The 13,065-nt window shown below is 51.7% G+C and carries 12 protein-coding genes; 1 reads left to right on the plus strand and 11 read right to left on the minus strand.

What is annotated here, in order from left to right; all coding sequences use genetic code 11:
* Positions 1-87: 87 nt before the first annotated feature.
* Positions 88-1,065, minus strand: coding sequence for a siderophore ABC transporter substrate-binding protein (locus DDT52_RS13265; RefSeq protein WP_168709779.1), 978 nt, complete (start codon positions 1,063-1,065; stop codon positions 88-90).
* 229 nt (positions 1,066-1,294) lie between these two features.
* Here DDT52_RS13265 and sbcB point away from each other — a divergent pair, with 229 nt between their 5' ends.
* On the plus strand, positions 1,295-2,722 hold the full coding sequence (sbcB, locus tag DDT52_RS13270) for an exodeoxyribonuclease I (protein WP_136156770.1): 1,428 nt from the start codon (positions 1,295-1,297) through the stop codon (positions 2,720-2,722).
* Between the two features lie 74 nt (positions 2,723-2,796).
* Here the strand turns inward: sbcB and DDT52_RS13275 are convergent, their stop codons facing one another.
* The 10 genes from DDT52_RS13275 to DDT52_RS13320 form a co-directional block, all read right to left on the minus strand.
* Complete coding sequence (locus tag DDT52_RS13275; protein WP_136156771.1) at positions 2,797-4,170, minus strand: APC family permease; 1,374 nt, start codon at positions 4,168-4,170, stop codon at positions 2,797-2,799.
* Between the two features lie 281 nt (positions 4,171-4,451).
* Positions 4,452-5,207, minus strand: a complete 756-nt coding sequence (locus DDT52_RS13280) for a flagellar brake protein (protein WP_136156772.1) — start codon at positions 5,205-5,207, stop codon at positions 4,452-4,454.
* A 131-nt stretch (positions 5,208-5,338) separates the two neighbouring features.
* Complete coding sequence (gene citG, locus DDT52_RS13285; protein WP_136156773.1) at positions 5,339-6,238, minus strand: triphosphoribosyl-dephospho-CoA synthase CitG; 900 nt, start codon at positions 6,236-6,238, stop codon at positions 5,339-5,341.
* The gene (gene citX / locus DDT52_RS13290; RefSeq protein WP_136156774.1) at positions 6,216-6,743 is read right to left on the minus strand and encodes a citrate lyase holo-[acyl-carrier protein] synthase; all 528 of its coding nucleotides are present in this window, start codon (positions 6,741-6,743) and stop codon (positions 6,216-6,218) included. The genes citG and citX overlap by 23 nt, the downstream gene beginning before the upstream one ends.
* Positions 6,744-6,758: 15 nt before the next feature.
* The gene (gene citF, locus DDT52_RS13295) at positions 6,759-8,288 is read right to left on the minus strand and encodes a citrate lyase subunit alpha (RefSeq protein ID WP_136156775.1); all 1,530 of its coding nucleotides are present in this window, start codon (positions 8,286-8,288) and stop codon (positions 6,759-6,761) included.
* A gap of 53 nt (positions 8,289-8,341) precedes the next feature.
* Entirely contained in the window at positions 8,342-9,217 is an 876-nt protein-coding gene (citE, locus tag DDT52_RS13300; RefSeq protein ID WP_136156776.1) for a citrate (pro-3S)-lyase subunit beta, read from the minus strand.
* The gene (gene citD, locus DDT52_RS13305) at positions 9,217-9,507 is read right to left on the minus strand and encodes a citrate lyase acyl carrier protein (RefSeq protein WP_136156777.1); all 291 of its coding nucleotides are present in this window, start codon (positions 9,505-9,507) and stop codon (positions 9,217-9,219) included. Before citD ends, citE begins: the two co-directional genes overlap by 1 nt.
* A gap of 21 nt (positions 9,508-9,528) precedes the next feature.
* Positions 9,529-10,572 carry a [citrate (pro-3S)-lyase] ligase gene (gene citC / locus DDT52_RS13310; protein WP_136156778.1) on the minus strand — a complete coding sequence of 348 codons (1,044 nt, stop codon included), beginning with the start codon at positions 10,570-10,572 and terminating at the stop codon, positions 9,529-9,531.
* Between the two features lie 78 nt (positions 10,573-10,650).
* Positions 10,651-11,535: a fumarylacetoacetate hydrolase family protein gene (locus DDT52_RS13315; protein WP_136156779.1), complete on the minus strand. Its 885-nt coding sequence runs from the start codon at positions 11,533-11,535 to the stop codon at positions 10,651-10,653.
* Positions 11,536-11,598: 63 nt separating this feature from the next.
* Positions 11,599-12,969 (minus strand): 2-hydroxycarboxylate transporter family protein, encoded by a 1,371-nt coding sequence (locus DDT52_RS13320; protein ID WP_136156780.1) that lies wholly within the window; start codon positions 12,967-12,969, stop codon positions 11,599-11,601.
* Positions 12,970-13,065: the final 96 nt, after the last annotated feature.

Below are 13,065 nucleotides of genomic sequence, written 5' to 3' on the forward strand. Positions count from 1 at the left end.
GCTATGTTGCCCGTCACTGTGTGACGTTGAAAATCGCTCCCGGCGATTTTTTATGCCGGGCTATCCTGCCCGTCACCCTGCGGGCCGTCACTTTGTGACGTTGAAAATCGCTCCCGGCGATTTTTTATTCAGCGCCTCGTCCACATCGCGAATCAGCGCCTGATAACTTTGCAAACCACCTGCGATATAAAGCGAAGCGGAGTCAAGATAGATAACGCGGTTGTTCTGCCAGGCAGCCGTTTTATGAATCAGTGGATTATCCAACACTTGCTGAGCAGATTCACTGCTGGGACGACCAATCGCATTGTCGCGATCCAGAACGAATAGCCACTCAGGGTTTACACGCAACAAAAACTCCGACGTCACCACATTGCCATGGGGCCCGGAATCAGGAAATTCGCTCGCCGGTTTAAATCCTAACTCATCGAAAACAAAGCCGAAACGGGATTTCGGGCCATAGGCAGACATTTTTCCACCACTCACCATCAGCACCAGCGCACTGCCGGCGCTGGCCGCTTTCTCATGGGTCTGGGCGATGTGCTGTTTGAAATCTGCCAATTGTTTTTTGGCTTCCTCTTCTTTGCCAAAAATCATTCCCAGCTGTTCGACACGTAGCGTAAAGCTGCTCATAAACTGATGTTCATCAACATCCATGGCGATTGTTGGCGCAATGGCGCTTAGTTTATCGTAGGCATCAAGGGTACGCCCGCCGGCAATAATCAGATCGGGCTTGGCACTGCTGAGCGCTTCGTACTTCGGTTCGAATAACGTACCGGCATCGAGGTACTCATCACCGCTATATTTGGAAAGAAATTCGGGCAAACGCGTACCGCTCTTTGGCACACCGGCGATATCCACTTTCAGCGCATCCAACGTGTCCAAAACCGCCGGGTCGAAAACGATAACCTTCCTGGGCGGCTGAGGCACCTGTGTCGTTCCCTGAGCGTGCTCAATGCTGATCGTATGCGTCCCTTCGCCTGTCGACGGTTTCTGATCGCATCCGGCCAGCGCCAGCAATGACGCGAATAATATTGTTTTCACCGTAATCGCTACGTTCACCCGCATTCTTATCTCCTGCTTATTGCCTGGGAACCCCTCAAGCAATAAGGCATTTCATTATCATTCGCATTAGGGTGGAAAATTGTAACGAATGCGGATACGGATGACTAGCGATTATGGGGGCGCGGAAATTGACCCGCGTCAGGAAAGCGCGATAGAAAACGCTATTCAATGTTATCCTTAACGCTTTCTTACCTGTTTTCACCTGAAAGCAACCATTTAGTTAAACGTAATTATGGCCGATAAAACGCAACCTACTTTCTTTATCCACGACTATGAGACGTTCGGCAAACATCCGGCGCGCGATCGTCCCGCGCAGTTTGCCGGTATCCGTACTGATATGGATTTCAATATCATCGGTGAACCGCTGGTCATTTATTGCAAGCCGACCGATGACTATCTGCCTGAGCCCGAGGCCGTCATGATCACCGGGATCACCCCGCAGTTGGCCATGTCAAAAGGGGTGAACGAAGCCGAGTTTGCCCGCCATATTCACGATGCTTTCAGCGTACCTGGCACCTGTATCATGGGATACAACAATATCCGGTTCGATGATGAAGTCAGCCGTAATATTTTTTATCGCAACTTCTATGATCCCTATGCCTACAGTTGGCGAAACGGCAATTCGCGCTGGGATTTACTGGATGCATTGCGCGCGTGTTATGCGCTGCGCCCCGAAGGTATTGTCTGGCCAGAAAATGAGGACGGCTTGCCCAGTTTCAGACTGGAGCATCTGAGCAGGGCGAACGGCGTGGCGCACGAACACGCCCATGACGCAATGTCCGATGTCTATGCCACGATTGCCATGGCAAAACGGCTGAAACAGGCTCAGCCCAAGCTTTTTGACTACCTGTTCCAGCTACGTAATAAGAATAAAGTCAGCCAGCTTATCGATGTTCCACAAATGAAGCCGCTGGTGCATGTTTCCGGCATGTTCGGCGCGGCAAGAGGCAACACCAGTTGGGTCGTGCCGCTCGCGTGGCATCCGGATAACCGTAATGCGGTCATCATGTGCGATCTGGCCGGCGATATGGCGCCCTTACTGACCATGGATGCCAGCGCGTTGCGAGAACGCCTGTATACGCGTCGGGAGCAGTTGACTCACGATCAGAGCGCCGTGCCAATCAAACTGGTTCATATCAATAAATGTCCGGTTCTTGCTCCGGCCAGCACCTTGCGGCCGGAAGACGCTGCCCGGCTGGGCATTGATCGTCAGCGCTGTCTGGACAATCTGGCTCTGCTGCGCCACAACACGCAGGTCAGAGAAAAAGTCGTCGAACTGTTTGCCGAGCCCTCGGTATTCCCGCCATCCAATGATGTTGACCTCAGGCTGTACGATGGCTTTTTCGGTGACGCAGACCGGATGTCCATGCAGATTATTCTGGAAACGGCGCCCCAGAATCTCCCGGCATTGGATCTCAAATTTGTCGATAATCGTCTGGAGCCTCTGCTGTTCCGCTATCGGGCGCGCAACTTTCCCAATACGCTGGATTATGGTGAACAACAGCGTTGGTTACAGCATCGGCAGGAGGTGTTTACCGCTGAACGCCTACAGGAATATATTGCTGAGCTGGATGCGCTGTATCAGCATTATGAAGGTGATAAACAAAAAACCGATCTGATCAAAGCACTCTTTACGTACGCACAAACGCTGGCCAGTTAACCGATAGCCGCCCGTAAAAAAGCGGAGAACGATTTCTCCGCTTGCTGTTTAAACGTCAGTGGCGGTATTTGAATTTAAACCAGTTCTTCCGTGCTCTGCGGTACTGGCTGGCTGAAAGCCCGCGTCACAAAAACCAGATAGATCAGACCTGCCGTTGCCCAAATCAGCCCAAGCGTCATTGAGCTTTCTTCCAGATTCACCCACAGTGCGCCGACGGCTAACGCGCCTAACACCGGCAACACCAGGTAGTTAAACGTATCCTTCAGCGTACGATGACGACGTTCACGAATATAGAACTGGGAAATAACCGACAGATTGACGAAGGTAAACGCGACCAGGGCGCCAAAGTTAATCAGTGCAGTCGCGGTGACCAGATCAAAAGAGACCGCCGACAGCGCAATCGCCCCGACCAGCAAGACATTCAGGGAAGGCGTCCGCCATTTCGGATGGACATAGCCGAAAAAACGTTCAGGAAATACGCCATCACGCCCCATGACATACATCAGGCGCGACACGCCGGCATGCGCGGCCATCCCCGACGCCAGTACGGTCACACAGGAAAAGACCAGAATAATCGACTGGAAGAACTTTCCGGCGACATACAACATGATTTCCGGTTGAGACGCATCAGGATCTTTAAAGCGTGAAATATCCGGAAAGTACAGCTGTAAGAAATAGGAAACCGCAATAAAAATCACGCCGCCGATCAACGCAGTCAGGAAAATCGCTTTCGGGATAACGTTGCCGGCATCCTGCGTTTCTTCAGACAATGAACTGATGCCATCGAAGCCCAGGAAAGAAAAGCAGAGTATCGTGGCGCCGGTGATCATGGGCACAACATGAGCGTTCTCCGACCAGAAAGGCTGCGTGCTGACAAGCGTTCCCGCCCCTTCCCCCTGATAAACACCGTGAACGACCAATCCCAGGAACACCACCATGATAGCAACCTGAACAACGACAATAATCGAGTTGAGATTGGCGACCACATTGATGCCACGCAGGTTGAACAGCGTCATCAGACCAACCAGGGCCGCAACAAAAATCCATGACGGTACGCCGGGGAAAATCGCTTCAAGATAGATTTTTGCCAGCAGGATGTTAATCATCGGCATGAACAGATAGTCCAGCAGCGATGACCAGCCGACCATGAACCCGACGTACGGGCTAATGGCTTTTTGCGCATAGGTATAAGCAGAACCGGCTGACGGGAAACGACGAACGAGCTTGCCATAGCTTAACGCCGTGAACAGAATCCCGGTTAACGCAAAGGCATAAGCTGTCGCAACGTGCCCATCGGTCAGACCGGAAACGATACCAAACGTATCAAAAATGGTCATTGGCTGCATATAGGCCAGCCCCATCATGACAACAGGCCATAACGTGAGTGTTCTTCTTAATTGGACACGTTTTGTGGACACGGCGTTGGCATCACCTACAGATTGCCCCATCTTTTCTTTCCTCACTGTGGCTCACTGGCACACAAACAGGTTTATCTATCCGGATTGTTGTCCGGCCTCTTTAATTTGAAGACATAAGTGCAAAAAAATAACCGACGCGATAAAGCGTCGGTTATTTTGCAAGGCGCGTATTCTGCATCAGTCATTCCCGGATGACAAGATGCGGAGAGAACTGGATACAATTTTCTTATATTAAGAACGATAATACATTGTTTTATTAAAAAATCATTTCGCTGCTGAGAGTCAAAATCGTAAAGGTTGTAACTAAAGCATCACATATCCTGAAATTTTCTCTTTTTCTCATTCTGTAATCTTTCAAGCTCAAAAATAACCTGCTGCAAATCGCGTTCCTGCGCGGCGGACAGGGCCAGAAATTTAAAGCTCAGACGCTGGGTAAGTTTGATTTCGCCTTTATTATCGACAACTTTCACCGCTGCCTGCCCGACAAACTGTAAATCAACGCTGAAGAAGCCATATTCATCGAGGTCCATTTCAACCCCTTCGACAATATCGCCGTCCTTCAACAACCCCGCTATATCACGATCGGTGTGCAAACTGAGTCCGCCAAGAGACAGATCCCTGATGGTGAATTGAAAATCACTTTCATCCGGTAATTCCCCGCGGCATATTAATGGCGGCCATGATGGGGTATTGATGCGGAAATAAGTTCTGCGTTGGATCAGATAAAGTTGCTCAGGAATGGAAGCGGTAAACGCCGGTAACCCCTGAAAATCAACGGTACGGGCTATTTCCGCCTTAAACTCGACCTTCGCGCCCGCAGGTTCGGCAATAAACGACAACACACCGGCATACAGCGCCCGGCTATTCTCATGCTCCACGCCTCCCAGATCAAAAATGAAGATATCATTATTAGGCATGACATCGAGAATTTTACTGATGAACTGGCCACGAGAATGATGAACCATCACGGTCGTGTCATTTTTCTTCAATTCACGCAGCGTCGCACAAATAGCCAGTTTATTTCGTTTAACAAACTGCTCTTTCAAATTTTCATCCACCGCTTTCATCCCCACCATAGAGTCAATGGTTTATATTGATGCATATATCTAATGAATCACATGATACAAATCGGTTCAAACGGTATCGACATATACGCATACAACTTTAGGGAAATTAGTCAGAAAAATATTTACGCTTTTCAATCCTCAGGGTAGTGAGATAAAAGCCAGGTGAGCGCCAGTAAATCCGCACTGCCGCCGGGGCTGAGATTTCTGGCGATTAATGCGTCATCCATCGTGACCAGCGCCTGTCGGTCGACGGGCGCAGTAAGCAGTTTTTTGGCATAGAGTTGTACAAAGTCCAGCCCCTGGATACCGCCCCGCGACACCACGTTCGTATCCGGATTGTGCGCCATCAGCACAAGTAGCGTGTGCAATAGCGCCGTTTCTTCATCAGCTCCCGCCGCGATGGCCCGCTTCAACGCCGGTAATGAAAACTGGCGAACGGTATTGAAGCCGCTGGCCGCCTCCCCTCTTGCACCGGTTAATCCATAACGGCGATACAGGTGTTCGCCGGCCGTTGCCGCACGCCCCCCGCGTTCCAGTTCGTTGTGGACCAGGTCGCGGCACATTTCCGATACGCTCAGGCATAGCCCCTGCTGCGTCACGCACTGCCCCCTGCCGGCCAGCCATCCGGCCGCCGAGCAAAGCAGTCCAAAAGCAAAGATCCCGCCTTTATGCGTATTGACGCCTTTTGTCGCTGCAAACATCGCTTGTTCACAGGCCATCCCGATGGGTCTGACCTGTGGAAGCAATTGTTGCAGGGGTAAACAGGCATAGCGCCAGCCAGCCTCGGTAAAACGACGAAACCAGGGAGATACCGCGCGAATGCTGCGCTGAAACAACGCGAGATCCATATCGCGATGAGCCCCGTTGTTCGCCCGGTCCACCAGTCCTGGTTTAGGCGTCAGCGTCACTTCTATCGTCAGTGCCCGCGTTACCCAACGATCAATATCAGGCAAGGTAGCGGGCAGCGGCGCCTCTTCCGGGTACGCCGGGAAGACCGAGGCCAATAATTCAGGCTGGATTGAAATAGGCATTAAGCATTCCCTCAATGTGCTGAACCAGCTCCGGCAAGGGATGGCGTCGTGAACGGCTGCACGCGTGAGCCGCCTGTTCGCACAACAGGCAGCGGCGCCCGCCATGCGCCAACATGGAACGGCCGATCGCGCCTTCCTGCGGACAGAACACATCGACATCCCATAACCGGCCTAACGGGTGCCGATCTTCCAGCGCGATCGTGGCCGCTTTCACCGTCAGCGCATCTTTATTGATCGCCCAAAAACCTTCAGCGCCGGTCGCCAGCCAGTGAATCTGTTGCTCCAGCACTGGCCAACCGCGCGACTGGCAGAGCGCATTCAACGCATTTATCGCTTCGGTCATGGCACGACGATACCGTTCGCTGTCTTTTATCGGTCCCGGCGTGACCAGCGTCAAAGACACCAGCGTCGCGTCATACTGCGTTAATAACGCATGCTGCCGCGCTGCGCGGCGTTCCTTCGCCGCGAGCAAGTTTTCCAGAGAAATGAATACCGGGTCTGTCATTGTCCGATCCTTGATTCATTCATCTGTTTCTTTCACTTGACGAACCACATCGATCACGCGGCCATCACGGTAGCGGATCACGCCGACAATGCGGTCATGAAACTCGATCGCCCGGGGTTCGCCGACCAATTCAATGGCGCGTTGATACAAATCCTCGATCGACATCATCGTCAAGCCCGCCTTTTGCAGACGTTCAGCCACTTCCGGGCGTTTCGGGTTCACGGCAATACCGTGATCGGTAACCAGAACATCGATACTTTCCCCCGGCGTCACACGGGTTGTGACCTGACGAACCACGGTCGGGATACGACTGCGGATCAGCGGCGCCACAACAATCGTCAGATTCGCGGCGGTGGCAACATCGCAATGGCCGCCCGACGCTCCGCGCATCACGCCGTCCGAGCCGGTAATGACGTTAACGTTAAAGTCGGTATCGATCTCCAGTGCGCTGAGGATAACCACATCCAGCTGATCGCAGCAGGCGGCTTTTGATGTCGGGTTAGCGTAGACATTGGTCGAAACTTCAACATGATTCGGATTTTTAGCCAGTGAAGCCGCGGCGTTGGCGTCAAAACACTGGGTGTCGATCAGTTTCCCGATGAGTCCTTTTTCATGCAAATCAACGATACTGCCGGTAATACCGCCCAACGCAAAGCTGGCCACGATATTCTGCTGGCGCATTTTATCTTCCAGAAAGCGGGTACAGGCCGTGGACGCGGCGCCAGACCCCGTCTGAATGGAAAAGCCGGATTTGAAATAGCCGGAATGTTCGATGACGTCGGCTGCGGAACGGGCGATCAGCAGTTCACGCGGATTGCTGGTCACGCGCGCCGCCCCCACGCTGATCCTGGCCGGGTCGCCCACTTCATCGACCTGCACGATATAGTCCACCTGATCCTGTACGATGCTCGCAGGCATGTTCGGGAACGGCACCAGGCTTTCCGTTAGCAGCACCACTTTGCGTGCATACCGGGCGTCCACCATGGCATATCCCAGTGAACCGCAGCTTGATTTTCCCACCGTACCGTTGGCATTGCCGAATTCATCGCTGCACGGCACGCCGAGAAATGCCACATCCACGTTCAGCTCACCGCTTTGCAGCAGATGCACCCGCCCGCCGTGCGAGTGAATCTGAACCGGCTCTTTCATCAAACCGTGGGAAATGGCATCGGCTAGCTTGCCACGCATACCGGACGTATAAATGCGGGTGATCACGCCGGCTCGAATATGTTCAATCAGCGGCGCATTGCAACTCATCAGAGAGCTGGAAGCCAGCGTCAAATTTTTGAATCCCATCTGCGCCAGCGTGTCCACCACCAGATTAATCACTTTGTCGCCTTCGCGGAAATGATGGTGGAAAGAGATCGTCATGCCATCTTTCAGACCACTTTTACGAATGGCATCGATCAGATCGGCACAGAGTTTACGTTCATGTTTCTGCGTCACATCGTTCAGCCAGGGGGTCTGGTGGTTTGCATTCACAAAAGGTTGCAGATGGTGAGTTTGCGGATATTGCTGTTGCAGCGCTTCAATAAAGTTACTCATTGTCTAATCCTGTGATTCCTGAGGTCTGTCGTTGCCGGGTCGTCGGGCAACGATCATTTACGAACGCCGGAAGCCTGAGCGCGTTCCAATACCACTCTGGCGTGATTGATGATCGGGCCATCGATCATTTTCCCGTTCAGGGAAATCACGCCCAACCCGGCACGTTCTCCCTCTTCCGCGGCGTTGATCACCAGATGGGAATAATCCACTTCATCCTGCGTCGGCGCATAAGCGTTATGTAACAACTCAATCTGACGCGGATTAATCAGGGATTTGCCGTTGAACCCCAGTTTGCGAATCAACTCGACTTCCCGCAGGAAGCCCGCATCATCGTTCACGTTGGAATAGACGACGTCGAACGCGTCAATACTCGCCGCGCGCGCGGCATGCAGCACGGCACAACGGGCGTAGAACAATTCTGTGCCATCGCCTCGTTCGGTCTGCATATCCATGACATAGTCGAATGCCGCCAGCGCAATCCCGATCATACGTTCTGACGAGCGGGCAATGGAGACGGCGTTAATCACCCCCACCGCCGACTCAATCGCCGCCATGATGCGGGTTGAGCCCACTTCACGCCCGCACGCTTTCTCAATACGAGCCAGATGATGTTCCAGTTCATCCACGTCATCGGTCGAATCGGTTTTCGGCAAGCGGATAACATCCGCACCACCGCGCACGGCAGCTTCCAGATCCAGCAGGCCGAACGGCGTACTCAGTTGGTTAATTCGCACCACGGTTTCAATATCGCGGTACATTGGATGCTGTAACGCATGGAAAACCAGCAGACGGGCGGTGTCTTTTTCGCGCAGGGAAACCGCATCCTCCAGATCGAACATGATGGAATCGGCTTTATAAATGAAGGCATTTGACAACATGGCAGCATTCGCTCCCGGCAGGAATAACATACTGCGGCGCAACTTTTTCATTATAATTTCTCCCATTCCACCTGCTGAACATCTGCGGCGCGTAATATCGCGCTTTGCACCCGGGCACGAATAACGCAATCCAGCGCGCCTTTATCGTCAACAATGATCGTCCCCTCCGTAACGTGCAGACCTTTCAATGTTTCATTCACTACGTGTCTTATTTGATGGCCGAATTGTTTTATCACTTCACTATTAACCACCACGGTGAGTGTCCCTTCAGCCGGTGCGACCTTAACCAGCAAATCGCTGGATTCAAAGGTCCCGGCCAGAGACGCCTTAATAATCTTCATAGAGTTTCCTGATTAATTTAATTAAGCGTATTCAGGTTGGTAATAGTGCTGCAAATGCGCCAACGTTGAGGGCGGCACAATTTCCTGAATACGGCTGTACTGCCGAAGCGTTAATAACCTTCTGACCTCTGAGGCGGAAATCGCCAGTCCGGAAAGTTCTCGTTTGCGATCAATTTCAATCACGTTCAACGCTGGCGCTTCTACGGTCAGATCTTTTTCCAGCCAGTAATGCATATCCTGATTATATTGATGCGTTACCGGACAAAACGGTTCTGTACCAACAAAGCGCTGCGTAATACCTAACGCCGGGGCGATGTATTTTCTGAAAATAATTAAATCCAGCGCCGCATGCGCACGCGTAATTAATTTTTCCTCTTTCAGAAAATAACCCGGGAAAGTGGCCTTTGAGATCATATATGCCGATCCGGCATGCACCGTCAGATTTTGAATATGCTCAACGCCCTGCCGCACCATTTCCAGACGTTCGCTAAAAGGGAAAAAAGACACATCTTCCCGTACCACGAAAACGTGCAGCCAGTCACACGACTGCGCCGCATGCTCAGCCAGATACCGATGTCCAAGCGTGAACGGATTGGCATTCATCACAATGGCTCCGATGTTTTTCCCGGGTCGGGAAAACGTCGCCAGAGACTGGCAATACTGTTTAATACCAATCGGGGTGTTTTCCATCAGCACCGCCGTATCTTGATATTGCGCCAGCGGATAAAAACCGCATCCGCGAAAAATGGCGATATTTTCCGGTTTGGTATAGAGGAAAAGATGAAAATGGCCGCGCAGTGCCGCCTGCTGAACCACTTCATTAACCACCTGAACGCCCAGATTCAGATCCCGGTATTCCGGGGCAACCGCGACACATTTAATGGTGTTTGACGCCATGCCGGCACAGGCCACCCGCTTGCCGTCTAACCGGCCGACGACAAACGTCTCGATATCGTTATCCATGCCGAGTTGGCACTGCGCCAGAAACTGGCGAATTCCCGCCATCTCCCGGGGCTGCATGCGAACATCCAGCGTGTCAAAAAAGATGGAATCATTGGCATACATAACGGTTAATCCTGCATCTGGCGGTTATTCAATATAAAAACATTCGCAAACCTCCGGGTTATCCCGGAGGCTTATCGCTTAGTGCGCAGCCGCAACAGATGCGCCTTCAGCCGGCTTCATCGTCTGGCCGGCATCAACCACGACATTGCGTAAATGACCAATGTTCTCAATCTCAACTTCAATGCAGTCACCCGCTTTCATGAAAAGAGGCGGGTTGCGTTTTTTGCCTACCCCTCCCGGCGAACCGGTAATGATGACGTCGCCAGCGCTCAGCGCGGTGAAGGTACTGATGTATTCAATCAGTTCGGCTACCTTATGGATCATGCTGCCGGTATTGTCATCCTGCACCATCCGGCCATTCAGATAAGTGCGAATCGCCAGCACATGCGGATCGGGAATTTCATCCGCCGTTGTCAGATAAGGGCCAAATGCGCCCGTTTTCTGCCAGTTTTTACCTGCGGTAAACCAGCTGTGCTGCCAGTCGCGCGCGGAACCGTCCATATAGCAGCTGTAACCGGCAACGTGAGAAAGCGCCGCATCGCGGGAAATATTTTGTCCGTCCTTGCCGATAATGACCGCCAGTTCCCCTTCATAATCAAACTCGTTGGAGTAATGCGGTTTAATAACGGGCGTAGCATGCCCGGTTTGTGAATCAGCAAAACGGACAAATAATGTCGGCGCGGGATTCACTTCATCAAACTCTTTGCGTTTTGCCGCATAATTCATACCGACGCATAATATTTTTCCCGGCTCGACAATCACCGGTAAAAATGTCACATCCGATACCGGTACATCCGGCGTGGCATGAATAAACTCTTGTGCGACATTTAATGCATCCTGCATGAGCAGCGATTTTAAATCAGCGTACTGGCGCCCTATTTTACTGCCGAGATCGATTAAGCCGGTCGGTGTATAAATACCGTAGCTGTTCTTACCGTTATAACGGTAGCTTGCAAGTTTCATAATATTTCCCGTTGAAAATAAGCCCACGATAAACCGCAGCGTTATTTCTTTTCGATAGTGTGCTCAGACTAAAAAATTGGCCAATATCAGCAGTGCAACCGATACGTTAATCGCCCCGCCGATACGCGTTGCAATTTGTGCGAACGGCATCAGAACCATACGGTTACCCGCCGTCAGGATCGCCACATCCCCCGTACCGCCCTGTCCGCTCTGGCAACAGGAAATAATGGCAACATCAATAGGATGCATCCCGATTTTCTTGCCAACAAAGAATCCCGTCATTACCAGCGCAGTAACCGTGGAAACGATCACCAACAGGTTTTGCAGCGTGAATGCATTCACCAATTCCTGCCACGGCGTAATGGCAACCCCTACGGCAAACAGAATCGGATAAGTGACTGACGTCTGGAAGAATTTATAGACGACCTGCGAACCTTCGAGCATTTTCGGCGACACGCCGTGAAGCAGTTTCACCAGCACCGCAACAAACAACATCCCTACCGGTGCGGGCAGACCGATCATTTTGTGTCCCAGCATGCCAATCATATAGAGCAGAATGGCCAGCAGGGCGCCCGACGCGATGGTCGTCACATCGGCTTTACCGCTGAAACCCGCTACAGGCGTGCCGCTGTCGGTTTTTCCCAGCTCATTGCCTTTATTCGGCATCAGTTCGCCTTCGCCCGTCAGATGCGGATAACGCTTGCCAAGTTGGTTCAACATGCCGGCAATAATAATCGCGGTCAGGCTGCCCAGCATGACGACAGGAAGGATTCTTCCCAACGCAACACCTTGTTCCATATGCAGAATAGTGGCATAGCCGATCGATAGCGGGATCGCGCCCTCTCCGACGCCACCGGCCATAATAGGCAGAATCAGGAAGAAGAAGATTTGGAACGGGTCCATACCTAATGCGATACCAATCGCCATACCAATCAGCATACCGGCGACTTCACCACATAACATCGGGAAGAAAATTCGCAGAAAGCCCTGAATCAGCGTTTGCCGATTCATGCTCATAATGCTGCCGACAATAATGCAGCAAATATAGAGGTAGAGAATATTGGTGCTTTTATAGAACTTGACCGTGGATTCAACCACGACATCCGGCAGCAGACCGTAATACACCATTGCTGATGGAATAAAGGTGGCGCAAATTGCCGCCGCGCCCATTTTGCCGATAATCGGCAGACGCTTGCCAAACTCACCGCAGGCAAAACCGAAGAACGCCAGTGTGGCGACCATCACCACAATATCACTCGGCAGTTTGCCATTCAGACAGTCAATGCCGATTAATGCGCCGGCCAGTAAAAAGAGTGGGACAGGTATAATACCTACCTTATAGGTATCAAGAATGTGCCACCATTTTTCCTTTAATGAAACCTTACCCGTCGTTTCATTATTTACCACAATATATGAATCATCAGTTGTACTCATAACCCAATCCCCTTTGTATTTTGTTTGCGCATCATAGGGAGTCGATCATTATTATTATGTGATTATCTTCAAATTAAAAAATGAGTTTTAAAGGCA

This window comes from Brenneria roseae subsp. roseae (genome assembly GCF_003115845.1).
Classification (GTDB): domain Bacteria; phylum Pseudomonadota; class Gammaproteobacteria; order Enterobacterales; family Enterobacteriaceae; genus Brenneria; species Brenneria roseae.

What these genes read in the sequence shown, in the direction of transcription:
- DDT52_RS13265 (WP_168709779.1), bottom strand. Translation starts at nt 1,065, where the DNA reads ATGCGGGTGAACGTAGCGATTACGGTGAAAACAATATTATTCGCGTCA.
- sbcB (WP_136156770.1), top strand. Translation starts at nt 1,295, where the DNA reads ATGGCCGATAAAACGCAACCTACTTTCTTTATCCACGACTATGAGACG.
- DDT52_RS13275 (WP_136156771.1), bottom strand. Translation starts at nt 4,170, where the DNA reads ATGGGGCAATCTGTAGGTGATGCCAACGCCGTGTCCACAAAACGTGTC.
- DDT52_RS13280 (WP_136156772.1), bottom strand. Translation starts at nt 5,207, where the DNA reads ATGAAAGCGGTGGATGAAAATTTGAAAGAGCAGTTTGTTAAACGAAAT.
- citG (WP_136156773.1), bottom strand. Translation starts at nt 6,238, where the DNA reads ATGCCTATTTCAATCCAGCCTGAATTATTGGCCTCGGTCTTCCCGGCG.
- citX (WP_136156774.1), bottom strand. Translation starts at nt 6,743, where the DNA reads ATGACAGACCCGGTATTCATTTCTCTGGAAAACTTGCTCGCGGCGAAG.
- citF (WP_136156775.1), bottom strand. Translation starts at nt 8,288, where the DNA reads ATGAGTAACTTTATTGAAGCGCTGCAACAGCAATATCCGCAAACTCAC.
- citE (WP_136156776.1), bottom strand. Translation starts at nt 9,217, where the DNA reads ATGAAAAAGTTGCGCCGCAGTATGTTATTCCTGCCGGGAGCGAATGCT.
- citD (WP_136156777.1), bottom strand. Translation starts at nt 9,507, where the DNA reads ATGAAGATTATTAAGGCGTCTCTGGCCGGGACCTTTGAATCCAGCGAT.
- citC (WP_136156778.1), bottom strand. Translation starts at nt 10,572, where the DNA reads ATGTATGCCAATGATTCCATCTTTTTTGACACGCTGGATGTTCGCATG.
- DDT52_RS13315 (WP_136156779.1), bottom strand. Translation starts at nt 11,535, where the DNA reads ATGAAACTTGCAAGCTACCGTTATAACGGTAAGAACAGCTACGGTATT.
- DDT52_RS13320 (WP_136156780.1), bottom strand. Translation starts at nt 12,969, where the DNA reads ATGAGTACAACTGATGATTCATATATTGTGGTAAATAATGAAACGACG.